General features: G+C 71.2%; 16 protein-coding genes, 1 other RNA gene and 2 pseudogenes. 2 read left to right on the top strand and 17 right to left on the bottom strand.

The genetic code is table 11. The annotated features are described in order from the left end of the window. Positions 1-55: 55 nt before the first annotated feature. The 15 genes and pseudogenes from ACFT4A_RS28755 to ACFT4A_RS28825 form a co-directional block, all read right to left on the bottom strand. Complete coding sequence (locus ACFT4A_RS28755; protein WP_003950507.1) at positions 56-337, bottom strand: HU family DNA-binding protein; 282 nt, start codon at positions 335-337, stop codon at positions 56-58. 290 nt (positions 338-627) lie between these two features. After that, positions 628-2,046, bottom strand: a complete 1,419-nt coding sequence (locus tag ACFT4A_RS28760; RefSeq protein WP_382835447.1) for an NAD-dependent malic enzyme — start codon at positions 2,044-2,046, stop codon at positions 628-630. 367 nt (positions 2,047-2,413) lie between these two features. Further along, entirely contained in the window at positions 2,414-4,702 is a 2,289-nt protein-coding gene (locus tag ACFT4A_RS28765; protein ID WP_382835449.1) for a HelD family protein, read from the bottom strand. A 60-nt stretch (positions 4,703-4,762) separates the two neighbouring features. After that, a complete protein-coding gene (locus ACFT4A_RS28770; protein WP_382835452.1) occupies positions 4,763-5,590 on the bottom strand; it encodes an anti-sigma factor family protein in 828 nt (275 codons plus the stop codon). Continuing rightward, complete coding sequence (locus tag ACFT4A_RS28775; protein WP_010039908.1) at positions 5,590-6,111, bottom strand: sigma-70 family RNA polymerase sigma factor; 522 nt, start codon at positions 6,109-6,111, stop codon at positions 5,590-5,592. Before ACFT4A_RS28775 ends, ACFT4A_RS28770 begins: the two co-directional genes overlap by 1 nt. Before the next feature lie 373 nt (positions 6,112-6,484). Next, entirely contained in the window at positions 6,485-7,078 is a 594-nt protein-coding gene (locus tag ACFT4A_RS28780; RefSeq protein ID WP_382835454.1) for a CGNR zinc finger domain-containing protein, read from the bottom strand. Between the two features lie 360 nt (positions 7,079-7,438). Continuing rightward, complete coding sequence (locus ACFT4A_RS28785) at positions 7,439-8,590, bottom strand: uroporphyrinogen-III synthase (RefSeq protein ID WP_382835594.1); 1,152 nt, start codon at positions 8,588-8,590, stop codon at positions 7,439-7,441. Between the two features lie 116 nt (positions 8,591-8,706). After that, positions 8,707-10,092 carry a nitrate/nitrite transporter gene (locus tag ACFT4A_RS28790; protein ID WP_382835457.1) on the bottom strand — a complete coding sequence of 462 codons (1,386 nt, stop codon included), beginning with the start codon at positions 10,090-10,092 and terminating at the stop codon, positions 8,707-8,709. A 733-nt stretch (positions 10,093-10,825) separates the two neighbouring features. Further along, positions 10,826-11,698: pseudogene (locus tag ACFT4A_RS28795) on the bottom strand (hypothetical protein); the annotation flags it as partial. A 93-nt stretch (positions 11,699-11,791) separates the two neighbouring features. Further along, a complete protein-coding gene (locus tag ACFT4A_RS28800) occupies positions 11,792-13,003 on the bottom strand; it encodes an acyltransferase family protein (RefSeq protein WP_382835460.1) in 1,212 nt (403 codons plus the stop codon). Further along, entirely contained in the window at positions 13,003-15,192 is a 2,190-nt protein-coding gene (locus ACFT4A_RS28805; RefSeq protein WP_382835463.1) for a bifunctional polysaccharide deacetylase/glycosyltransferase family 2 protein, read from the bottom strand. Before ACFT4A_RS28805 ends, ACFT4A_RS28800 begins: the two co-directional genes overlap by 1 nt. Positions 15,193-15,328: 136 nt before the next feature. Further along, positions 15,329-16,336, bottom strand: a complete 1,008-nt coding sequence (locus tag ACFT4A_RS28810; protein ID WP_382835465.1) for a hypothetical protein — start codon at positions 16,334-16,336, stop codon at positions 15,329-15,331. A gap of 167 nt (positions 16,337-16,503) precedes the next feature. Next, positions 16,504-17,468 (bottom strand): annotated as a pseudogene (locus ACFT4A_RS28815) (LysR family transcriptional regulator). A 360-nt stretch (positions 17,469-17,828) separates the two neighbouring features. Continuing rightward, entirely contained in the window at positions 17,829-18,683 is an 855-nt protein-coding gene (locus tag ACFT4A_RS28820; RefSeq protein ID WP_382835468.1) for a hypothetical protein, read from the bottom strand. Between the two features lie 12 nt (positions 18,684-18,695). Further along, entirely contained in the window at positions 18,696-18,941 is a 246-nt protein-coding gene (locus ACFT4A_RS28825) for a hypothetical protein (protein ID WP_086604464.1), read from the bottom strand. 210 nt (positions 18,942-19,151) lie between these two features. Here ACFT4A_RS28825 and ACFT4A_RS28830 point away from each other — a divergent pair, with 210 nt between their 5' ends. Both ACFT4A_RS28830 and yicI read left to right on the top strand, forming a co-directional pair. Continuing rightward, a complete protein-coding gene (locus tag ACFT4A_RS28830; RefSeq protein WP_382835471.1) occupies positions 19,152-20,357 on the top strand; it encodes an MFS transporter in 1,206 nt (401 codons plus the stop codon). An 87-nt stretch (positions 20,358-20,444) separates the two neighbouring features. Next, positions 20,445-22,673 (top strand): alpha-xylosidase, encoded by a 2,229-nt coding sequence (gene yicI, locus ACFT4A_RS28835; protein ID WP_382835474.1) that lies wholly within the window; start codon positions 20,445-20,447, stop codon positions 22,671-22,673. Positions 22,674-22,720: 47 nt separating this feature from the next. On the opposite strand, the gene ssrA is transcribed toward yicI, so the two are convergent. Continuing rightward, positions 22,721-23,109, bottom strand: a transfer-messenger RNA (tmRNA) gene (gene ssrA / locus ACFT4A_RS28840). Positions 23,110-23,252: 143 nt separating this feature from the next. Beyond that, positions 23,253-23,774 carry an SsrA-binding protein SmpB gene (gene smpB / locus ACFT4A_RS28845; protein ID WP_215121058.1) on the bottom strand — a complete coding sequence of 174 codons (522 nt, stop codon included), beginning with the start codon at positions 23,772-23,774 and terminating at the stop codon, positions 23,253-23,255. Positions 23,775-23,780 lie beyond the last annotated feature (6 nt).

The raw sequence follows: 23,780 nt of genomic DNA on the forward strand, positions 1-23,780 counted from the left end.
CCCCTTGGGTGTCACTGTGCCTCGTACGCCGTCCGGGGCGTACGAAGAACAGGGATTACTTACCCTTGGCCGCTTCCTTGAGCTTCGAGCCCGCGGAGACCTTCACGCTGTAGCCGGCGGGGATCTGGATGGGCTCGCCGGTCTGCGGGTTGCGGGCGGTGCGAGCGGCACGGTGGGTGCGCTCGAAGGTCAGGAAGCCGGGGATCGTGACCTTCTCGTCGCCCTTGGAGACGATGTCGCCGACGACCTCGGCGAACGCGGCCAGCACGGCGTCGGCGTCCTTGCGGGTCACCTCGGCGCGGTCGGCCAGCGCGGCCACCAGCTCACTGCGGTTCATGTTGTTACTCCCGTGTTCATCTTGCCGTTGAGGCGTCAGATCGAAGCCGATGCTGCCAGGGTCCTCCGTGAGTCCCCGGACCGGGTCCGTCGTCAGACCCTCGCGCCCAGAGACGCATCCTGCCCCTACCTGCGGCGGGAAAGCCAATCCGGCACCCGCACGTGTCGTGAGTACACCCTTCAGGAGTCACACGAAAAGAGGGCCTGAGCCTGGCCGCCACGATAGGGCTCCGCTGCTCACAGAGGTCCTGCGACGCGCCGTTCCCCGGGCTGCCGTGGGGATACTCACAGTCAGAGGGCGGACGCCCCCGCCGCCTTGGCGGCCTCCCGCACGGCCCCGGCGACCGCGCCCGCGACCTTGTCGTTGAAAACGCTCGGGATGATGTAGTTCGGGTTGATCTCGTCCTCGGTCACCACGTCCGCGAGGGCGGTCGCGGCGGCCAGCATCATCTCGGTGTTGACCGTGCGGGACTGGGCGTCCAGCAGACCGCGGAAGACACCCGGGAAGACCAGCACGTTGTTGATCTGGTTCGGGAAGTCGGAACGGCCGGTCGCGACAACGGCCGCGGTCTGGCGGGCGATCGCCGGGTCGACCTCGGGGTCCGGGTTCGCAAGCGCGAACACGATGGCACCGTCGGCCATGGCGGCCACGTCGTCGCCGTCGAGAACGTTCGGGGCCGAGACGCCGATGAAGACGTCGGCACCGCGCACGGCCTCCTTGAGCGAGCCCGTGAGGCCCTCGGGGTTGGTGTTGTCGGCGATCCAGCGCAGCGCGGAGTCCGGGGCGGCGTCCACCAGGTCCTCGCGGCCCGCGTGCACCACACCGTGGATGTCGGCGACGACGGCGTTCTTGACGCCCGCGGCGAGCAGCAGCTTCAGGATGGCCGTACCGGCCGCGCCCGCGCCGGACATGACGACGCGGATGTTCTCGATGGCCTTGCCCGTGACACGCAGCGCGTTGGTCAGCGCGGCGAGGACGACGATCGCGGTGCCGTGCTGGTCGTCGTGGAAGACGGGGATGTCGAGGGCCTCGCGCAGCCGGGCCTCGATCTCGAAGCAGCGGGGGGCGGAGATGTCCTCGAGGTTGATGCCGGCGAAGCCCGGGGCGATGGCCTTGACGATCTCGACGATCGCGTCGGTGTCCTGGGTGTCGAGGCAGATCGGCCAGGCGTCGATACCGGCGAACCGCTTGAAGAGGGCCGCCTTGCCCTCCATGACGGGCAGCGCGGCCTTCGGGCCGATGTTGCCCAGGCCCAGCACGGCGGAACCGTCCGTCACGACCGCAACGGAGTTGCGCTTGATGGTGAGGCGGCGGGCGTCCTCGGGGTTCTCGGCGATCGCCATGCAGACGCGGGCCACGCCCGGCGTGTAGACCATGGACAGGTCGTCACGGTTGCGGATGGGGTGCTTCGACGCCATCTCGATCTTGCCACCGAGGTGCATGAGGAAGGTCCGGTCCGAGACCTTGCCCAGCGTGACGCCCTCGATGCCGCGGAGTTCCTCGACGATCTCGTCCGCGTGCGCGGTCGACGAGGCCGCGATGGTGACGTCGATACGGAGCTTCTCGTGACCGGATGCGGTGACGTCGAGGCCGGTCACCGAGCCTCCGGAGGACTCCACGGCGGTGGTGAGCTGCGAGACGGCGGTTCCGCTCGCGGGCACCTCCAGCCGGACCGTCATCGAGTAGGAGACGCTGGGCGCCGTTGCCATGGCCGACTTCCTCTGCTTTCACCTGACGCTGAGTTGTGCGGTCCGATCGTCGCACCTACCGCTGGGTAGCTGGTAGCCGCCTCCGATTGCGAACTTTTTGTTCGCGGAACAGGCCAGCAAAAAGAGACCCACGTCACTCGGACGTGGGTCTCTGCGCAAGTCCCCTGTGAAAGTTAGGTGGCACCGACCCGCCATGCTCGCCTCGCGGCAAGTGGTCGCTCGTAGCGACGAAGGTTGGGCCCGGGGGCTTGGATCGAGCCGGTGCCACATCCAGGCTAACAAACAGATCCCGTAAGGCCATTCCCGTACCGGGAGTTCATTTCGCCGACAAGTGGGTATCCGGGCGCGGTCCGCCGGAGGGCCCGGATCAGTCCCTCAGCAGGTCCGGAACTCCCGCCGCGTCGGGCTCGTCCCGCTCGGCCGAGACGACCGTGAGCTGCTGGGTGGCGCGGGTCAGTGCGACATAGAGCACACGCAGTCCGGCCGGGGACTCGTCGGCGATCTCCGCCGGGGAGACCACGACCGTCGCGTCGTACTCCAGACCCTTCGCCTCCAGGCTGCCGAGCGCCACCACCCGGTCGCCCAGCCCGGCGAGCCAGCGCCGGGCTTCCGCGCGGCGCTGCATGGCGACGACCACGCCGACCGTGCCGTCGACGCGCTCCAGCAGCCGGGCCGCCTCCTCGCGGACCGTTTCGGCGAGGCTGTCCTCGACGACCGTGAAGCGGGGTTCGACGCCGGTGGAGCGGACCGCTTTCGGGGACTCGGAGCCGGGCATGGCCAGGGCCAGCACCTTCGCGGCCAGGTCGGCGATCTCGGCCGGGTTGCGGTAGTTCACGGTGAGCTGGAAGCGGCGGCGCGGGCGGGTGCCGAGGGCCTCGTCGCGGGCCTGGGCCGCCTCGTCCGGGTCGGACCAGGAGGACTGGGCCGGGTCGCCGACGACCGTCCAGGTGGCGTGCCGGCCGCGGCGGCCGACCATGCGCCACTGCATCGGGGTGAGGTCCTGCGCCTCGTCGACGATGACGTGCGCGTACTCGGTGCGCTCCTGGGCGAGTCGCTCGGCCCGCTCGCGCTGGGACTCCTCGCGCACCGGCATCAGCTCCTCCAGGCCGGTGAGCTGGTCCAGCGGGTCGAGCTCGCGCTTCCTCCGGGGGCGGGCGGGGGCGCCGAGGATGGCCTGGAGCTCGTCGAGCAGGGCGATGTCGTGCACGGAGCGGCCGTCGCGCTTGAGGGAGCGGGAGACCTTGCGGACCTCGCCCGGGTTGAGGATCCGCCGGGCCCAGCGGCCGAGGCGCCGCTCGTCGGTCATGGCGTCCAGGACGGCCGCCGGGGTCAGCTCCGGCCACCAGGCGTCGAGGAAGGCGATGAAGGCGTCCTCGGAGGTGATGTCCTCGTCGAAGGAGGAGCGCAGCTCGGCGGCCAGCTCCGGATCGCTGTGCCGGTTGGCCGAGCCGGACTGCTCCCACAGGGCGTCCAGGAGCAGCTTGCGGGCGCGCGGGCGCAGCAGGTTGACGGGGGCGGTGCCGCCGAGGGCGGCGCGGCGGATGCCCTCCAGCTCCTCGGCCTCCAGCTCCAGGCGGCGGCCGAAGGCGACCACGCGCAGCCGGGTCGGCGTGTCGTTCATCTCCAGGGCTCCGCGCGCGGCCTTCCGCAGCACCTTGAGCATGCGGTACGAGCCCTTGGCGCGGGCCACGGACGGGGCGTCGTAGAGCGCGGCCTCGTTGCCCTCGACCAGGGAGCCGATGGCGCGGATGGCGACCTGGCCCTCCTCGCCGAGGGAGGGCAGCACGCCTTCGGTGTAGGCGACGAGCAGCGGGGTCGGCGAGACGATCAGGATGCCGCCCGCGTACCGGCGCCGGTCCTGGTAGAGGAGGTAGGCCGCGCGGTGCAGGGCCACGGCGGTCTTGCCGGTGCCGGGGCCGCCCTCGACGTAGGTCACGGAGGCGGCGGGGGCGCGGATGACCAGGTCCTGTTCGGCCTGGATGGAGGCGACGATGTCGCGCATGGTGTGGCTGCGGGCCTGGCCGAGCGCGGCCATCAGGGCGCCGTCGCCGATGACGGGCAGTTCGTCGCCGTCGAGGAAGGCCGTCAGCTCGGGGCGCATCAGGTCGTCCTCGACGCCGAGCACCTTGCGGCCCTTGGAGCGGATGACGCGGCGGCGGACGACGCGGCCGGGGTCGACGGGGGTGGAGCGGTAGAAGGGGGCGGCGGCCGGGGCCCGCCAGTCGATGACCAGCGGGGCGTAGTCCTGGTCGAGGACGCCGATGCGGCCGATGTGCAGGGTCTCGGCGATGTCGGCGGTGTCGTCCTCACGGACCGCGCCCTCGGCGGGCTCCACCGCCGTGTACGCGCCGTCGGGCCCCTTCTTGCCGTCCTTGCCGGTCAGCAGGTCGATACGGCCGAAGAGGAAGTCCTCGAACTCGTTGTTGAGCCGGTTGAGGTGGACGCCGGCCCGGAAGACCTGTGCGTCCCGCTCGGCCAGGGCGCCGGGCGTGCCGACCTGGCCGCGCTGGGCCGCGTCGTTCATGAGGAACTCGGCCTCGTGGATCTTCTCCTCGAGACGTCGGTACACCCGGTCGAGGTGTTCCTGCTCGACGCCGATCTCGCGGTCTCTCAAGGAGTCATCGAGCGCGGCTTCCTGCTGAGCCTGAGCGGCCACCGGGCCCCCTTCTGACGTGCATGGCAGCCGTCTACCGTACGCGAAGGGGACCCCGAAAGGCTACGCGTCGACCTCGACCAGGCGCTTGCCGTCGAAGGTCACGATCTCGAAGTGGTCGATCTCGTTGGGCTGGAAGGCGGCGCCGCCCTGGACGTACAGCGGCTCCTTGGCCTTCTCGGTCGTGGCGTCCGGGATGCCGTAGCCCCAGTTCGGGACGGACCAGGAGGAGAGGGTCTCGCGCTCGCCGTTCTTCCCGACCGCGACGAGGGCGCACTTCAGCGGGCCCTTGAGGTTCTTCGCCTCCAGGACCATGCCGGTGCCCCAGTCCTTCTTCTGGAGGGCGACCGTCGCGGTGACCTTGGTGGTCGGGTCGGTGGCCGTGATCTTGTCGGAGATGCCGTTGAAGGCCTCCTTGGCCGGGCTCGCGGCGAGCGGGCGGTTCTCCGCTCCCCCGCCTTCGCCGCCGCCGTTGGTCGCGACCGCGACGAAGGGACCGCCGACGATCAGCGCGGCGGACGCGGCCACCATGTAGAAGCTGCGGCGGCGCTTCTGGGCGCGGCGCTCGGCGACCTCGTCGACGAGCTTCTCCACCAGGCGCGGCCGGGGCTTCGCGGACAGCGACTCGCCGATCGCGGGTGTGCCGGAGCCGGGCAGGTCGGCGAGGGCGGCGAGCATGGGCTCCATGCCGGCCAGTTCGTCGAGCTGCTGGGCGCACCATTCGCAGCCCGCGAGGTGGGCTTCGAAAGCGGTTGCTTCGGCGTCGTCGAGGATGCCGAGGGCGTAGGCGCCGACGGTCTCGTGCTCGTTCGGCACCGGAGATTCCTGCATGGGTCCTGACATACCCATGCCTCCCGTACCGAACCCTTGGTTACCCCCGTAAACACTCATCACGCCGTCACCCCCCGCTCCTCCAGTGCGAGCTTCATCGAACGCAGGGCGTAGAAGACCCTCGAGCGGACGGTTCCGCTGGGTATGCCCAGAGTCTCGGCCGCCTCATTGACGGTACGCCCCTTGAAGTACGTCTCGACGAGCACCTCCCGGTGGGCGGGGGTCAGGTCGTCGAGTGCGTCCGACAGAGTCATCAGCCACAGCGCCTTGTCGATCTCGTCCTCCGCGGGGATGACCTCCAGCGGCGACGGGTCGACCTCCTGCGGCCGGGCCTGCCGGCTGCGGTGGCCGTCGATGACGATGCGCCGGGCGACCGTCACCAGCCAGGGGCGTACCGATCCGGTCGCCCGATTGAGCTGACCGGCGTTCTTCCAGGCACGGATGAGCGTCTCCTGCACGACGTCCTCGGCGCGCTGCCGGTCTCCGGCGACCAGGCGCAGGACGTAAGCCAGCAGGGGACCGGCGTGTTCTCTGTACAGAGCACGCATCAGCTCCTCGTCGGGTTCCGAGGGCTGGGACATGCGATGTCGGGCCCTCGGTGCACGTTCATTGGCCACGACGGAATCCTTGCGCACGCCCACCTCCGGTGTCCGGGGGTTCCCCCAGTCGGTCGCTCCACATGCCGTACGCAAGCGAGCGGTTGGGCGTTCAAGGAGACGTGACAGTTTTCTTCGAGATGACGTGACGAGCTGGACATGGGGTCACATTCCCACCCCGCGATCTTCACATTTCCGCCACACGGGCAAGATCAACCGAGGACTTCCCTACGGTGGCGTAGGTAAACGGTATGTAATCGAAATCACTTCGACAGTGCGTTCTCATAAGTGTCTTTTAGGACACGGAAATTGAGTGCAGTGGCCACGCAACGGCCGGGCCGTGGTGGGCAAATGGGACTTAAGCCCGTGCGAGTGCCGCGCGGCGGCGATGCCGGGCGACTCGTTCGCGGTTCCCGCAGACCTCACTGGAGCACCAGCGCCTCCTGCGTCCCCGGGAGGTGTCGAGGTACACGATCGGGCAGTTGTCGCCCTCGCACTGACGCAGGGCCGCGCGGGCGACGGGGTCGGTGAGCAGGTCGACGGCGTCCCGGGCGACGGCGGCGAGCAGGGCGGCGCAGTCGGGCGGACCGTCCAACTGCCGTATGAGCTCGCCGTCTCCGTCGCGGACGGCGCGTGAGGCGGGGGGTGCGGGAGTGGCCAGGTCGTTGACGCGGGCGAGCGCGAAGTCGTACGCCCGGGCCCGGGGCGCCGTCCAGCCGCGCACCAATCTCCCGATCTGGTCGCGCAGTTCGCGGAAGGCGGCCGGCCAGGCGGCGTCGGCGTGGGCCAGGACGGTGTCCGCCGGGACGAGACCGGAGCCGGTGATCCAGGCGCACAGCACAGCCACGGAGTCGAGCCGCTCCTCCGGATGCGTGGTGGAGAGCAGATCCAGGCAGATCCGCCCGGCATCGAACCGCAGCTCGTACGGGGCCGTGGCCGTACCCAATGCCATGTGCCTGTCACCGCCTAGGGGTTCACCCCGGTCGCGAGAGGGCCGGTGAGATGCCAGTGAGAGGGCTGGGAAACCGTTCCCTCCTACAGTGCCTGCCCACTCCCCCACCGGAAACCCCTCGGCACGGGCCCGACCCGGCGGGCCGACCCGCGGGGGTGGGGGTTCCGGCCAGGGACCGACCGCAGTCGACATCGCCCGGGGGCCACCGTCGGCGTCGCCCCCCCCGGGGGGGGGTGACCACTGTCGGCGTCGCCGAGGCCTTCACGTCGGGCTCGCCGCGTGGGCATGCGCAGCGGCACACGTCGGCCGGAGCGCCCGGCGTGCGCCGATGGCGGTATGTCGCTCAACCCCCGTGCGGCCTCACGCGTCCGCGTACTTCGTCTCCGCTGCCGGGTCCAGGGCCAGGCGGTAGCCCCGCTTGACCACCGTCTGGATCAGTTTCGGGGCGCCGAGGGCCGTGCGGAGGCGGGCCATGGCCGTTTCGACGGCGTGTTCGTCGCGGCCGGCGCCGGGCAGGGCGCGCAGCAGCTCGGCGCGGGCGACGACCCAGCCGGGGCGGCGGGAGAGGGTGCGCAGGAGGGCCATGCCGGCGGGCGGTACGGGCTTGAGGTCGCCGTCGACCAGGACGGCATGGCCGCGGATCTCCACCCGGTGCCCGGCGATCGGCAGCGAGCGCGCCCGCGCGGGCAGCTCCTGGCAGAGGAGCTGGACGAGCGGGCCGAGCCGGAAGCGCTCGGGCTGGACCGTGTCGATGCCGTGGCCCTGCAGCGGCAGCGCGGTGACCGGGCCGACACAGGCCGGCAGGACGTCGTGGCCGAGTGCCGCCAGCACCTCGGGGAGCAGTCCGCGTTCCTCCGCCCGGGAGAGCAGGGACGCCGCGGCGGGCGCGCTGGTGAAGGTCAGCGCGTCGACACCGCGGGCCACCGTCGCGTCCAGGAGACGGTCGACCGGCCCGATGTCCTCCGGCGGCATCCACCGGTAGACGGGCACCCCGACGACTTCGGCACCGGCCGCGCGCAGCGACTCCACGAACCCGGGCAGCGGCTCACCGTGCAGCTGGATCGCGATCCGCAGACCGTCGACGCCCTCCTCCAGCAGCCGGTCGAGCACCTCCGCCATGGACTCCGACGACGGCGACCACTCCTCCGTCAGCCCGGCGGCCCGGACCGCGCCCTTGACCTTGGGCCCGCGCGCCATGATCCGTACGCCGCTCAGCCGCGCCAGCAGATCCTCGCCCAGTCCCCAGCCGTCCGCGGCCTCGACCCAGCCCCGGAACCCGATCGCGGTCGTCGCCACGACGATGTCCGGCACCTGGTGGATGATCTCCTTGGTCGCGGCCAGCAGCTCGCTGTCGTCGGCGAGCGGCACGATCCGCAGGGCGGGGGCATGCAGGACGGTGGCGCCGCGCCGCTGGAGCAGCGTGCCCAGCTCTTCGGCCCGGCGCGCGGCCGTGACGCCCACGGTGAATCCCGCCAGTGGGCCGTGTTCCGGTCGCTGTTGTTCCTCGTGCATGCTCTCGTCCCGCATTCGAGTCGTCGTACTCCATTGGTTCGGCGTACGTGTATGCCGATCGAGCCTGTCAACGGCTCGTGACAGGCTCGGATCGGCATGATGTCGGCGGTGTTACGTCACACCTTGGCGTAGCTGAGCTGCGGCTTCGCCTCCGAGGTCGCCGTCGTGACGGGTACCCGGGGAGTCGTACGCCGAAGGTATACGGCCCAAGTGACCGCGAAGCAGACCGCGTAGAAGGCGAGGAAGGCGACGAACGCGCCGGTACCGGAACCGTAGGAGAGGAAGGACTGGCGGAAGGCGAGGTTGATGCCGACACCGCCGAGCGCGCCCACCGCGCCGATGAGTCCCATGGAGGCGCCGGAGAGCCTGCGCCCGTAGGCCGCGGCCTCCTCGCCCTCCAGCCCCTTGGCCAGGGCCTTGTTCTGGAAGATGCCCGGGATCATCTTGAACGTCGAGCCGTTGCCGAGCCCGCTGAGCACGAACAGCACCACGAACGACCCGGTGAACAGCGCCAGCGACTTCTCCATGGAGGCACCGATCAGGACCGCCGTCGCGACGCCCATGCCGACGTAGTTCCACAGGCTGATCTTCGCGCCGCCGTACTTGTCGGCCATCCAGCCGCCCAGGGGCCGGATCAGCGAGCCGAGGAGCGGACCGATGAAGGTGACGTACGCCGCCTCCAGCGGGGTGCGTCCGAACTGGTTCTGCAGGACCTGCCCGAAGGCGAAGCTGTATCCGATGAACGACCCGAACGTGCCGATGTAGAGGAAGGACATGATCCACGTGTGGGCGTCCCGCGCGGCGTCCTTGGCGGCACCGGTGTCGTTTTTGACGTTCTCCAGGTTGTCCATGAAGAGCGCGGCCATGACGGCGGCCACGACGATCAGCGGAATGTAGATCCCGAGCAGCACCCGCGGCCCGCCGCCGGCGCCGATGATCGCGAGCGCGGCCAGCTGGATCACCGGCACACCGATGTTGCCGCCGCCCGCGTTGAGGCCGAGGGCCCAGCCCTTCTTCCGCAGCGGGAAGAAGGCGTTGATGTTGGTCATGGAGGAGGCGAAGTTGCCGCCGCCGATGCCGGCGAGCAGGCCGACGAGCAGGAAGGTGGAGAAGGAGGTGCCCGGCTCCATCACGGTGAACGCGGCGACGGTCGGGACCAGCAGGAGGCCGGCGGAGATGATCGTCCAGTTCCGGCCGCCGAAGATCGCTACGGCGAAGGTGTAGGGGACGCGGACGACGGCGCCGACCAGCGTGACCATCGAGGTCAGCATGAACTTGTCGGCCGGGGTCAGCCCGTACTCCGGGCCCATGAAGAGCACCAGCACGGACCACAGGGTCCAGATCGAGAAGCCGATGTGCTCGGACAGAACCGAGAAGAAGAGGTTCCGCCGGGCGACCTTCTCTCCGGTCTCGTTCCAGAAGGTCTCGTTCTCGGGATCCCAGTGCTGGATCCAGCGTCCGCCCCTGCTCGGGGGTGCGGGTGCCGTGCCAGGGCCTGTCATGACGCCTCCACTTGCTCCGGGACTCGGTCGTACTTCGAGTGGCTCATTCCGAAGGTAGGGAGGGCGCGTTTCGTGACTGTGCCATCGAGTGACCGAGAGGGAACTTCGCTCTCACCCCGCGCTCGGGCGGGATGAGAGGTTCGGAGGCATTGTGTCAGCGTTGCGGGTGCTGCCAGTGGGGGTTCTGCTCGGGGTGGGGCGGCTGCTGCGGCGCGTAGGGGCCGGGCTGCTGCTGCGGGGGATACGGCGTGGCAGGGGGCTGCGCTCCGTACGGACCGGGCGCGGGCTGCGGCGGGTACGGGCCCGGGGCGGGCTGGGCGTACGGTCCCGGGGCCGGCTGGGCATGCTGGGCATACGGGCCCGGTGCCGGTGCCGGCCCGGGCTGCTGATGTCCGTACCCCGCGGGCGCCCCCACGGCCGGACCGGGCATACCGGCCGGCTGCCCCGGCACCCCAGGCGCCTGGCCCGGCGCTCCAGGCGCCTGGCCCGGCACTCCACCGGCCTGACCCGGCACCCCGGGAGCTTGGTCAGGCACTCCACCGGCCTGACCCGGCGCCCCGCCATACCCAGGCGCACCCCCGGCCTGACCCGGCACCCCGGCCGGCTGCCCCGGCACCCCAGGCGCCTGACCCGGCACTCCACCGGCCTGACCCGGCGCCCCGGGAGCTTGGGCAGGCACTCCACCGGCCTGACCCGGCGCCCCGCCATACCCAGGCGCACCCCCGGCCTGACCCGGCACCCCAGGAGCTTGGGCAGGCACTCCACCGGCCTGACCCGGCGCCCCGCCATACCCAGGCGCACCCCCGGCCTGACTCGGCACCCCAGGTGCCTGGCCCGGCACTCCACCGGCCTGTCCCGGCACCCCCGCATACCCCGGAGCTCCACCGCCCTGCCCCGGCGCCGCACCCGCATACCCCGGCGCCCCAGCGCCCGGACCACCAGCGCCCGGCATCCCGGCCCCCGGCCCAGCGCCGTACGGCCCCCCGCCGAACGGGTTGCCGTGCCCGGGCAGCTGCGCCCCGGGCGGCAGGTACCGCGTCCGGCCGGTCTCGTCCGTCACCGGCATGAAGCCGGCCGCCTGCAGCCGGGCGGCGAACTTCGCGTTGCGCTTGCGGGTGACCAGGAGGCCGATGCCGAAGATCGCCATGACGAGCAGCCAGACCACGCCCGCGGCGACGAAGTCGAAGGCCTCTCCGCCCAGGCGTACGCCGAGGATCACGCAGCCGACCGTGAGGCCGAGGGCCGCGTAGCCCATGCGCTTCTCGGCGCTCTTGCCGGTGAGGTCGAAGTTGATACGGGCCTTGAGGAGCTCGAAGGCGTCGGGCACGAGCGGCGGGAGGGAGACGCCGTCGGCGGCGTTCGGATACTGCGCCCAGTTCTGCGCGGCCCGGCCCCGGGCGTGCGGGCCGGGGTCGGGCAGGATCAGCATGGTGAGCGCGCCGTTGCGGCCGCTGCTCTGCCGGACGTCCGCGTACTCGTAGCCGAACTGCTGGGCGACGAAGGCCAGCCGGGCGAGTTTCTTCACGGACGCCATCGGGCTGGTGAGCTCGACCGGTTCTCCGCTCGCCATCAGCCGCAGCATCTTCTGTGTCTGCCGCTTACTCATCCCACCGCTCCCCCGGTCACTCACCGATCGCATTCGTTCACATGCGCAACTCGGGCAGTTTTCCATACCGGAGAGCCCCGGGGGAAAGGGGCATCAGCCGCCGCGCGCCGCTCGTCTCCGGCTCCCGCGAGCCCTCACCCGGGGCGCACGCGTCGGCCACAACCGGGGCTTCTGTTTCGCCGCCAGGTCCTCCACCCAGCCGAACGCCAGGACGCAGACGCCGATCAGCAGCCAGACCAGGACCAGCACCGGCCAGACGCTCTCCAGCAGCCCGGGGACGTTCTGCTCCAGCACGGTGACGCCCCACAGCCGGTCCCACAGGGTCGCGGCGACGAGGATGCAGGTGTTGTGCCACAGGTAGATCGTCACGGCCCGGGAGTTGAGCAGGGTGATCGGCCCGGCCCAGCGGCGCAGCCTGTGCGGCCACTCGGACCAGGACGGGCTGAAGTGGAGCAGCAGGAACACGGTGCCGAGGGACCACAGGGCCTGCGCCAGGGGCATGCTGTCCAGGTCGTTGCCCGGGCCGAAGCCGTGGTGGAGGGCGTACCAGAGGCCGGCCAGGGCGATGACGGGTGCCACCGACGGGACGATGTAGCGCGGCAGCCGCTTGAGGATGCCCTCCTGGTGGGCCATGCCGAGGATCCAGCAGGCGCCGAAGGTGGAGAAGTCGGTGAGCGCCGAGGGGATCCGCTCGCCGGGCAGCGTGAGATAGCTCTGCTCGAAGGCGACCGCCAGGGCGATCGGCGCCAGGATCGTGACCACCGGCAGGGCGCGCAGGGCCTTCAGGAGCAGCGGGGACAGCAGGACGTACCAGAGGTAGGCGCGGATGTACCAGAGCGGTCCGGCGAGTTCGGCGGCCCAGTCCTCGCCGATGAAGCCGTGGATGCCGGGCAGCCCCTCGGCGTACGGCGGGTCGCTGAGCGGGACGATCCAGAAGGTGAGGTGGAGCCACCACCAGCCGGGATGGCCGTCGGCGTCCGGCCCCCAGCCCTGGAGGACCATGCCGGTGACACCGACGACACCCAGCAGCCACAGCGGAGGCAGCAGCCGCCGCAGCCGGCCGCGGATCACCTGCACGGGCGGGCGCTTGAGCGAGCGGGCCATGAGGTTGCCGGCGAGGGCGAACATCACGCCCATCGACGGGAACACCAGCGGCAGCCAGGCCCAGCCCGTCAGGTGGTAGAGCACGACACGGAACAGGGCGAGGGCGCGCAGCAGGTCGAAGTACCGGTCGCGGACGGGGCCGGTGCGGGTGGTCCGCTCCTTCTCGGGGGCGGGGGCTACGGCTTCGGGGTGCGTGGTCATCAGGCCTGCCTCCCGCCCACCGGCTGCTGGGGCGTGCCGCTGCCCGGACCGGGCAGGCCGACCGCGCCCGTGCGCCGCAGCTTCTGCCAGCGCAGCCGGCCGCCGGTGAGGGCGGTGATCCAGGACTGGAGCAGCACGACGTACATGAGCTGGCGGTACAGGAGCTGCTGGAGCGGGAGCGAGATCAGGTGGGTCATGCGTTCCTTGTCGAGGTGGAACGCGTAGGCCGCGCACACGCCCTGCACCGCGAGGACGCCCAGCCAGGCGCCGATGGTCTTCTCGGTCGGGCCGAACACCAGCCCGTACAGCAGGAACACGTCGATGAGCGGGGCCAGCAGCGGCGCCACGACCATGAACATCGACACCAGCGGCATGCCCACACGCCCGAAGCGGCCCGAGTGCCCGCTCTCCACGACGGAGCGGCGGTGCTTCCAGATCGCCTGCATCGTGCCGTACGACCAGCGGTAGCGCTGGGACCAGAGCTGCTGGACGGACTCGGGGGCCTCGGTCCAGGCGAGGGCCTTCTCCGCGTACACGACGTGCCAGCCGTCGCGGTGCAGGGCCATGGTGATGTCGGTGTCCTCGGCGAGCGTGTCGTCGCTCATGCCGCCGACGCGTTCCAGCGCGCTGCGCCGGAAGGCGCCGACCGCGCCGGGAATGGTCGGCATGCAGCGCAGCACGTCGTACATGCGGCGGTCGAGGTTGAAGCCCATCACGTACTCGATGTGCTGCCACGCGCCGATCAGCGAGTCACGGTTGCCGACCTTGGCGTTGCCCGCGACGGCGCCGACGCGCGGGTCGCCGAAGGGCTGCACCAGTTCGCGGACGGTGGCCGGTTCGAAGACGGTGTCGCCGTCCATCATCACGATGAGGTCGTGGCGGGCGTTGGCGATGCCCCGGTTGAGGGCCGCGGGCTTGCCCGCGTTCATCTGGCGGATGACGCGTACGCCGGGCAGGCCGAGGTTCTCGACGATACGCGCGGTGCCGTCGCTCGACCCGTCGTCGATGACCAGCACCTCGATGGGATGGTCGCTCGCGACCAGGGAACGGACCGTCTGCTCGATGCACTTGGCCTCGTTGTAGGCGGGCACGAGGACGGACACCGGTTCCGTGACGGTCTCGCCCCAGCGGAAGCCGCGACGGCGGACCCGGCGGGCGTGCGCCACGGAAAGGATCAGCATCAGCCCGAGGCGGGCGAAGACCAGCACGCCGACGACGGCGAGCCCGGCGACGAGAACGCCGGTCGTCTTCTCGGAGGCCTGGACGAGGAAGACCCACGCGTTGCCCTTCAGCGCGTCGAGCCCGGCGACCGGGGTGTGCGCGCTGGGGGCGTCCAGGGCGGCGGTCAGGGTGTCGAAGCGGTAGCCCTCGTCCTGCAGCCCCGAGATGAACCGGTCGAGCGCGGCGACGGTCTGGGAGCGGTCGCCGCCGGAGTCGTGCATCAGCACGATGGCGCCGTCGCCGTTCTTCGGCGTGGCGTTGCGGATGATCCGGTCGACACCGGGCCTGCGCCAGTCCTGGCTGTCGGTGTCGTTGACGATGGTGATGTAGCCCTTGCTGCCGATGTACTCGGTCACCGGCCAGGACTTGTTGTCCATGAGGTGGGAGTACGACGAGTAGGGCGGGCGGAAGAGCGAGGTGCGGATGCCCGCCGCCCCGGCCAGGGCGAGCTGGCTCTGCGACAGCTCCCAGTCGACCCGGCTCTTGCTCTGCAGGGCGAGGTCCGGGTGGTTGAAGGTGTGCAGTCCGATCTCGTGGCCCTCGTCGACCATGCGCTGGACGAGGTCCGGGTAACGGGAGGCCATGGTGCCGGTGATGAAGAAGACGGCGTGGGCGTCGTGCTTCTTCAGCATGTCGAGGACCTTGGGCGTCCACTCGGGGTCGGGCCCGTCGTCGAAGGTCAGCACCAGCTCGCGGTCCGGGAGTTCCAGCGCGGTCGGCTTCTCCTCCCGGGTGTCTATGACGGGCCCGCCCTCGAGGATGTCCTTCGGGACCTGGTCGCTCGACGTGGGCGGCCCGACCCGGTGGTCGGCGAGGATCTCGCTGTGCACGTAGCCGCGCAGCATGAGCATCGCCATCAGGGCGACGAGGAGAAGCACGGGCAGCAGCAGGCGCATGGGCAGGCGGCGGCGCCTGGAGCCGTCACGGGCTCGGGACGCGCGCCCGGAACGACGGGTACGGGATGCCATGGGTGGTGGTACTCCGGGTGGTGCGGGGGAGTGGGTGGTACGGCAGCGCCCTGAAGGGGGCGCGGGGAACTGCGCGACCGGCCACGACGGTGCCGCGGACGAGCGGCGGCACCGCGCGGCACCTTCGGCGAAGCGCTCAGGCCGCGGGCTGGTCGGCCGCCGGCGGCTCGGCCGCGGGCTGGCCGGCGACAGGTGACTGCGCGACCGGCTGGGTCGGCGCCGGCCCGTCGGCGACCGTGCCGGTGCCGGTCGTCTCGGTCGGCAGGGGCGTGGGTTCGCCGGGCGGCGACGGCTCGGTCACCGGCGTGCTCGGCGGGTCCGCCGGCTTGCTCGGGGTCGGATCGGTGCCGCCGGTGCCCGGGGCCGGTGCGGTCCGGGACGCGGTCGGCGAGGGCTTGGCGGTCGTACCGGAACGGCCGGGGGCCGCGGGGGCCACCGGGGCCGCGGGGTCGCCGGCGCTCGCGCCGGGCGCGGGTGCCGTGCCCTCGACGGTCGTCGGCGTGCTGCCCGGGGTGGTGGCGCCGGTGTCGTCGGTCGGTGCCGACTGCTCGGGCACCGGCGGGGTGTCGACCTGCCCGGCCGGCGGGGCCTCCTGCCGGTCCGGTACCGGCAGCCAGGGCGCCTGCGAGTTGCCCGACATCAGCGTGGCGACGATGACGACGGCGTAGACCCCGCAGGCCAGCGCTACGGCCATGCCGATCCGGCGGAAGCGGCGGCTGCGGCGGCCGGACTCGTCGACGAACACGGGCGAGTCGGCGGCTTCGGAGCCCGCGCCGGTGCCTTCCTTGACCTGCCGGACGAAACCGTCGCCGAGTTGTACGGCGTCGAGCTGGACGGTGACCTCGTGCGGGTCGTGGCTGTGCTCGGACGGGACGGCTTCCTCCGGCTCCTGCCAAGGGTCGCGGACGGCGGTCCGGGCTACGGGGTCCGGGCCGAACGAGTCGGCCGCGCCCTCGCTCTGCCGGGGGATGCCGCGCAGGATCTCCGTCCCGGCGGGCAGCCCGTGGGCGGTTCCCTGGAGGTCGCTCCCGGCGAAGGCCTGCGTGGCTCTCCGGTCACGGACTCTGCCGTCAGAGGGGAGTTCACCGGTCACCGACGCGGCCTCGGGCCACTCGGGTTGGGCGTCTTCTCGCCACTTTTCCACGCGCACGCACTTCCCCCCACGGGATGGTTCAGGTGCGCTGACGACCTGAGCACCCGTCGTCGGACCAGGCCCCCTCACCTGTCCGAGCGCCCCCCATTACCACACCGTGCTCAGGCGTTGAATGTAGCGCACGCGGAGGTTCCGTGTGGACCGCGTACCGAATCGTGTCAGTCGCGAGACGCCATGCGGACATCGTCCCCGGCCGGAATCCATCCCCCGGCGGGCTTGTCCAGCCACCCCTCCTCCGCGGCCAGCCGGGCCGCCGCGAGTCGCAGCGCGTCGAACGCGGTGTGGGTCAGGCCCCTGCGCCACACCAGCGACACGGGAGACAGCGGAACGGGATCGACCAGGGGCCGGGACACCATCGACGGCAGGGCCGGGAACCCCACGACGGCCAGGACCGGGTTGCGCGTTCTGGCCATGATCCGCTGGAACTCCTCCTCGCCCACGGCCAGCGGCGCGGGCGGCGCGATCTCGATGCCCCGCCCCTCGAACAGCTGCCGCGCGAGGGCGGTCCACTCCGGTGTGCGCGGATTGCCGGCCCCGCGTAGACGGTCTCGCCGGCCAGCTCGGCGAGCGGCACCGTCTCCAGCGCGGCCAGCCGGTGGTCCTCGGGCAGTACGACCGCCATCGGCTCGTACCGCACGGGCTGGTGGTCGAGCCCGGCCCGCAGCGCCGGGTCCAGCCCCTCGAACCGTCCGAACGACGCGTCCAGCCGCCCGGCGAGCAACTCCCCCGCGGCTCCGGTCAGGCCGCTCTCGTAGCGGGCCATCAGCTCGTGGCCGGGGGCGAGTTCGCGCGCCCGGTGCAGCACCCGGCGCGGTGTGGCCAGGCCCGGGGAGTTGAGGTCCACCAGCAGGGGCCGGGCCTGGTCGAAGGCGGCGAGCAGCTCGTCCTGCGCCCGCAGCACCCGCCGGGCGTACGGCAGCAGCCGCTCCCCCTCGGGCGTGAGCGTCACCTGCCGGGTGGTCCGCACGAACAGCTCGGCCCCCAGTTCCCGCTCCAGCCGCCGCACATCCCGACTGAGCGCCTGCTGCGCCACGTGAAGCCGCACCGCGGCACGGGTGAAGTGCAGCTCCTCGGCGACGGTGACGAAGCCCCGCAGCAGTCGGGGATCGAGGTGGGCGGGCATGCGGCGAACCTACAGCGGGGAGCGGCGGGACGAGGCCGCTCCCCGACGGTTCGGGGCCTCAGGTGACACCGCCGCCCCAGCAGCGCGGGGACTCAGGCCACCCCGCTCCGCAGACAGCCCGAGCGCTCGGACCACACCGCTCCCCCGACAGCGCGGGGACTCAGGCCACCCCGCTCCGCAGACAGCCCGAGCGCTCGGACCACACCGCTCCCCCGACAGCGCGGGGACTCAGGCGGCCCCGCTTCCCCGGCAGCCCGAGGGCTCGGGCGTCGCCGCTCCCCCACAGCCCGAGGGCTCAGCCGGCACCGCTCGCCCCGACAACCCGAGGACTCAGCCCGCTCCCCCCAACACCCCGAGGACTCAGGAGCCGGCGCCCCGCCCCGGAGCCCCGCCCCGCCCGGGAGTCTCGGCCTGGCCCGGCGTCTCGCCGGACTCGGTGCCGGGTGCGTCGCGTGGTCCGGACTGGCCCAGACGGTGGCGGGGTACCGAGCGCAGGGGCGGGCGGGTCAGGGTGATCTGGCGGACGACCTGCTGGAAGCAGGCCAGGGCCGCCACGCCCGGGAGGGCTGCCGCCGCGGTGCCGAGCACGGTCCTCGGCGCCTGGGCGACACAGAGCAGTACGGCGACGCAGGAGAAGACCAGGACCACGCACCAGGAGTGCACGGCACGGCGCTGGTGGAGCGCGGCCCGCAGCACGGACAGGGAGGCCACCAGCCAGGGCCCGTACACCAACAGGGGCCACCAGCTCCCGAAGCTCTTCCCCTCAGGGGAGACGCCGACCAGGCGCAGGGGGTCGTAGGCGACCATGCCGCCCAGGAGGCTCACCGCGGAGGCGATCACGGCCGCCAGGGCGGCGATGAAGAGGCTGGTGGTGCGGAGCAGGCCGGGTCTCTTGCGGATGCGGACCTTGCGGTGGCGGCGGTGGATGTCCCGCACGGGCGGCAGTTCCTCGGTGATGTCCTGGAGACGCCGCATGTGGGCGCCCGAAGGGACACGGACCGGTACGGGCTCCGGATCCACCGGGTCCAGGTCCGCCTCGATCACCTCGTCACGAGGGGCGGGAACCCTCGCCGCCTGCTGCCCGAGGGCTTCCTCGAGGATGAACGCCAGTTCCTCGGCCGGATCCCAGGTCGGGTCCGGCGGTGTCAGGGGGGTGAAGAATTCCCGGTCCGGAGCCCGGTGCCGGCCACTGCCTTCGATTTTATTGTCATACATAGCGCGACCCGACTATTCTGCGAGCGCGAATGCGGGCCATTCCGTCGCACTGATCCACCGTCGCGCGAGATCCTTTTCGAGGACGCTCATGGTGTCGATGAAATCGCGCAGAACCGGCTCGGTCACCTGCAGCGTGACCGGGCAACCGCCGTTGGTGAGCGTGCCGTTGACAGTGGCCGACGAGTGCGCCGGAGCGGGAATGTAGGTGTACGGGCCGAGCGTTACCGCCCAGCCGTCTTTCCTGGTCGCCTCGGTCATGTACCGACTAACCGTCGGCCCACTTCGGCGGATGCGCGGCAAACGAGTGAAGGATTTCCCCGTTGAGCATCTTTTCCATGCGCCAATAGAAGCATCAGGACTCTCCATATCTCTGTATGAAGAAACGTAAAGTGTCCTACAACCTAGGTGCGTGAGTCCGTACGGAACAGGTGTTGGACCGCTTGATCACCGCCGGGCGACGGTGGGGGCATGCCGCATCTCACCCCGTACCGCCGCCTCTTCCGCCTGCCGGGCGCCCGCGCGTTCACCGCCGGGAACCTGATCGCCCGGCTGCCGATGGGCATGTTCAGCGTCAGCGCGGTCGTCATGATCGCCGGGACGCGGGGCTCGTACGCCCTGGCCGGTGCCGTCACGGCGACCGGGCTCGCGGCGACGGCGGTGGTCGCGCCGTGGACCGCACGGCTCGTCGACCGGTACGGCCAGGCCCGGGTGGCCCTGCCCGCCACGGTGATCGCCGTCCTCGGCTCCCTCGCGGCTCTGCTGTGCGTCCGTCACGACGCCCCGGACTGGACCCTGTTCGCCTCCTATGCCGCCACCGCCACGACCCCCAACACCGGCGGCATGTCCCGGGCCCGCTGGGCCCATCTGCTGGCCGGTGACCCGAAGGGCCTGCACACCGCCCACTCCTTCGAGCAGGCGGCGGACGAACTGTGCTTCATGCTGGGCCCGGTCCTCGCGGCCTTCCTGTGCGGGGCGTTCCCGGAGGCGGGCACGCTGGTCGGCGCGGTGCTGCTGCTGACGGGGATGCTCCTGTTCACGACCCGGCGTGCGACGGAGCCGCCGGTCAGCGAGCGCATACCCGCGAAGGCGCCGCTGCGCGCCCCCGGCATGCCCCCGCTGCTCGCGGTCTGTCTGGCGATGGGCGGGATCTTCGGCTCGACAGAGGTCGTCACCCTCGCGTTCGCCGACAGACAGGGGCACCAGTCGGCGGCCGGTGCCGTACTCGCGCTCCAGGCGGCCGGTTCCTGCGCGGCGGGCCTCCTGTACGGCACCGCGAAGCCCACCGGGCCGGCGGCGACACGGCTGCCGTGGTGCGTGGCCGCGATGGCCGCCCTGCTGACCCTGCCGCTGCTCGCGGCGAGCCTCACCGGCTCTCTCCTCTGCCTCGCGGGCGCGCTGCTGGTCGCCGGGATGGCGACGGCCCCGACGATGGTCACCACCATGGCGCTGGTCCAGCAGCGCACCCCCGAGGGCCGGCTGAACGAGGGCATGACCCTCGCGGTGACCGGCCTGCTGGGCGGCATCGCCGGTGGCGGCGCGCTCGGCGACTGGACGGTGGAGCATGTGTCGGCGACGGCCGGTTACGGGATCCCGGTGACGGCGGCAGCCCTGGCCCTGGTGCTGTCCCTGGGCAGCGCGTCGAAACGCTTCACCGATTGCTGGACACCCCATTGACGCCCTCACGCACCCCGCATACGTTCGCTTGTCGAAGCGCTTCGACACCGCTTGGACACCGTGCGCCGGGAAGTTAGGGGCCCCCACATGAAGTTCACCGACGGCTACTGGCTCCTGCGTGAGGGCGTCACCGCGGCCCACCCGGCCGAGGTCCTCGACGTCACCGAGTCGGACGGCGCGCTGGAGTTCCACGCGCCGACCCGGCCCATCCGCTCCCGCGGCGACCTGATGACGGGCCCCGTCCTGACACTCCGCGCCCACACCCCCATGCCCGACGTCATCGGCCTGACGATGACGCACTTCACGGGCGGGCAGCCCCGCGGCCCGGAGTTCGAACTCACCGACTCCCGGCCGACCGCGCGGATCGCGTACGACGACGAGCACACGACCCTGACCTCGGGCGAGCTGTCGGTCCGGGTGGCCCGCGGCGGCCCCTGGCACGTCGAGTTCGCCGCGCGCGGCCGCACGCTCACCAGCAGCGGCTGCCAGAGCATGGGCATCATGCGGGACGCGACCGGCGCCCACCACCTGCGCGAACAGCTGGTGCTCCAGGTCGGCACCGCCGTCTACGGCCTCGGTGAGCGCTTCGGCCCGCTGGTGAAGAACGGACAGGTCGTCGACATCTGGCAGGCCGACGGCGGCACGTGCAGCGAACAGGCCTACAAGAACGTGCCCTTCTACCTCACGGACGCGGGCTACGGCGTCTTCGTCGACCACCCGGGCCAGGTGTCCTTCGAGGTCGCCTCGGAGGTCGTCTCCCGGGTGCAGTTCAGCGCGGAGACCCAGGAGCTGACGTACTACGTCATCTACGGCCCCACCCCGAAGGACATCCTGCGCAAGTACACGGCCCTGACCGGCCGCCCGGCCCTGCCGCCCGCCTGGTCGTTCGGCCTGTGGCTGTCGACGTCCTTCACCACCTCGTACGACGAGGAGACGGTGACGTCGTTCATCGAGGGCATGAAGGAGCGTGAGCTCCCGCTCTCCGTCTTCCACTTCGACTGCTTCTGGATGCGCGAGTACCAGTGGTGCGACTTCCAGTGGGATCCGCGGGTCTTCCCGGATCCGGAGGGCATGCTGGCCCGGCTGAAGGCCCGGGGCCTGCGGGTCAGCGTCTGGATCAACCCGTACATCGCCCAGCGCTCCCCGCTGTTCGCCGAGGGCAAGGCGCTCGGGCATCTGCTGAAGCGCGCGGACGGCAGCGTCTGGCAGTGGGACATGTGGCAGCCCGGCATGGCCCTGGTCGACTTCACCAGCGCGGCCGCCCGCGACTGGTACGCCGCCAAGCTGGAGGCGCTGCTCGCGCAGGGCGTCGACTGCTTCAAGACCGACTTCGGCGAACGCGTGCCGCTCGACGTGACCTGGTCCGACGGCTCCGACCCGGAGCGGATGCACAACTACTACACGTACCTCTACAACCGCACGGTCTTCGAGGTGCTGCGCAAGCAGCGCGGCGAGGAGGAGGCGGTCCTCTTCGCCCGCTCGGCGACGACGGGGAGCCAGCAGTTCCCGGTGCACTGGGGCGGCGACTGCGAGGCGACGTACGAGTCGATGGCCGAGTCCCTGCGCGGCGGCCTGTCCCTCGGCCTGTCGGGGTTCGGCTTCTGGAGCCATGACATCGGCGGCTTCGAGGGCACACCGACACCGGCCCTGTTCAAGCGCTGGCTGGCCTTCGGCCTGCTCTCCTCGCACAGCCGGCTGCACGGCTCCTCGTCGTACCGCGTGCCCTGGCTGTTCGACGAGGAGTCGGTGGAGGTCGCGCGCCACTTCACCCGGCTGAAGCTGCGCCTCATGCCCTATCTGTACGAGGCGGCCCGGACCGCCCACGCCGAGGGCGTGCCGGTGATGCGGGCGATGGTGCTGGAGTTCCCGGACGACCCGGGGTGCGCGCACCTGGAGCGGCAGTACATGCTCGGCCCGGACCTGCTGGTCGCGCCGGTGTTCAGCGACGAGGGCGACGTCACCTACTACGTCCCCGAGGGCACCTGGACCCACTTCCTCACCGGAGAGACGGTGACCGGCCCGCGCTGGGTGCGCGAGCGGCACGGGTTCCTGAGCGTGCCGCTGCTGGTCCGGCCCGGGGCCGTGATCCCGGTGGGCGCGGTGGACGACCGCCCGGACTACGACCATGCCGCCGGGGTGACCCTGCGGGCGTACGGCCTGCGGGACGGCGACCGGGTGACGGTGCCGGTCGGGGACGTGACCTTCACGGTCGTACGCGAAGGGGAGGCCCTGCGAGCGTCGTGCAGTGACCCGGCGACCCCCTGGACTCTCGCCGACGCCTACGCCGATGCCGACGGCCACGCCGTCCGGCCATGACAAAGGCCCCGCCGCTCGAAGCGACGGGGCCTGTGCCCACATGGGATGAGTGGAGATGGCGGGAATCGAACCCGCGTCCAACGGTGCAAAAGGAGGGCTTCTCCGAGCGCAGTTCGCTTCGATTTTCTCGGCCCCGGTGATCTCGCGAACAAGTCTCCGACGGGCCCAGTCACTGTTTGATTTCCCACCGAACCCCGTGACCGGGCTCGATGGTTTAGTTCCCTAGATTATGCCAGGGTCCGGGTCGGGAACACCCCCGGGCTGACACCCATTAAGGGTCCTTCACTCACTGCTTATTAGGCAGCGAGGGCGAAGGACTGGGAATCGCTCTTGGAATTGGCGATTATTGGTTGCGACATATGGTTTACGAGATCATTGCCGCTTCCTCGGCTCGCTTCCCCTGCTTCGACATCCGCTGTCGAAACCGATCATCCCCATGTTGTTTTATCAATCCACGCCCCGGCTGTGCGGGGCAGTGCCCATCGTACGTGACCAACGCCCGAGGGGGCCAGCCAATTCCCGCGCGGCCCGCCAGGAGCCACGGGGAGCCGCCGGTCAGCCGCTCGGCGCGGCCGCCCGCTAGGCGCCGCGCTGGCGCCGCTTGGCGTCCGCGACCGCGCGGTTCGTCTCCCGCAGGTCCTGCTTCTCCTTGAGGGTCTGCCGCTTGTCGTACTCCTTCTTGCCCTTCGCGAGCGCGATCTCGACCTTGACCCGGCTGTCCTTGAAGTACAGGGCCAGCGGCACGATCGTGTGCCCCGTCTCCTGGGACTTGGACTCCAGCTTGTCGATCTCCGCCCGGTGCAGCAGCAGCTTGCGCTTGCGGGTGGCGGAGTGGTTGGTCCAGGTGCCCTGCACGTACTCGGGGACGTGGATGTTGTGCAGCCATGCCTCGCCGTGGTCGATGTGCACGAAGCCGTCCACCAGGGAGGCCCGGCCCATCCGCAGCGACTTGACCTCGGTCCCCATCAGGACCAGGCCGCACTCGTACGTGTCGATGATGTGGTAGTCGTGCCGCGCCTTCTTGTTCTGCGCGACCATCTTCCGGGCGGGTGCCTTCTCGGCGGCCTTCGCGGCCTTGCGTTTTACCTTTTCCTTCGCCATAGTGCG

The sequence above is a fragment of the Streptomyces sp. NPDC057099 genome (assembly GCF_042671245.1).
GTDB lineage: Bacteria > Actinomycetota > Actinomycetes > Streptomycetales > Streptomycetaceae > Streptomyces > Streptomyces purpurascens.

Bases quoted from the DNA above. Each gene is read 5' to 3' on its own strand.
- smpB (WP_215121058.1), bottom strand. From the start codon at position 23,774: ATGGCGAAGGAAAAGGTAAAACGCAAGGCCGCGAAGGCCGCCGAGAAG.
- ACFT4A_RS28820 (WP_382835468.1), bottom strand. From the start codon at position 18,683: ATGTATGACAATAAAATCGAAGGCAGTGGCCGGCACCGGGCTCCGGAC.
- ACFT4A_RS28770 (WP_382835452.1), bottom strand. From the start codon at position 5,590: ATGAGTGTTTACGGGGGTAACCAAGGGTTCGGTACGGGAGGCATGGGT.
- ACFT4A_RS28775 (WP_010039908.1), bottom strand. From the start codon at position 6,111: ATGTCCCAGCCCTCGGAACCCGACGAGGAGCTGATGCGTGCTCTGTAC.
- yicI (WP_382835474.1), top strand. From the start codon at position 20,445: ATGAAGTTCACCGACGGCTACTGGCTCCTGCGTGAGGGCGTCACCGCG.
- ACFT4A_RS28800 (WP_382835460.1), bottom strand. From the start codon at position 13,003: ATGACCACGCACCCCGAAGCCGTAGCCCCCGCCCCCGAGAAGGAGCGG.
- ACFT4A_RS28760 (WP_382835447.1), bottom strand. From the start codon at position 2,046: ATGGCAACGGCGCCCAGCGTCTCCTACTCGATGACGGTCCGGCTGGAG.
- ACFT4A_RS28780 (WP_382835454.1), bottom strand. From the start codon at position 7,078: ATGGCATTGGGTACGGCCACGGCCCCGTACGAGCTGCGGTTCGATGCC.
- ACFT4A_RS28755 (WP_003950507.1), bottom strand. From the start codon at position 337: ATGAACCGCAGTGAGCTGGTGGCCGCGCTGGCCGACCGCGCCGAGGTG.
- ACFT4A_RS28785 (WP_382835594.1), bottom strand. From the start codon at position 8,590: ATGCACGAGGAACAACAGCGACCGGAACACGGCCCACTGGCGGGATTC.
- ACFT4A_RS28830 (WP_382835471.1), top strand. From the start codon at position 19,152: ATGCCGCATCTCACCCCGTACCGCCGCCTCTTCCGCCTGCCGGGCGCC.
- ACFT4A_RS28825 (WP_086604464.1), bottom strand. From the start codon at position 18,941: ATGACCGAGGCGACCAGGAAAGACGGCTGGGCGGTAACGCTCGGCCCG.
- ACFT4A_RS28790 (WP_382835457.1), bottom strand. From the start codon at position 10,092: ATGACAGGCCCTGGCACGGCACCCGCACCCCCGAGCAGGGGCGGACGC.
- ACFT4A_RS28805 (WP_382835463.1), bottom strand. From the start codon at position 15,192: ATGGCATCCCGTACCCGTCGTTCCGGGCGCGCGTCCCGAGCCCGTGAC.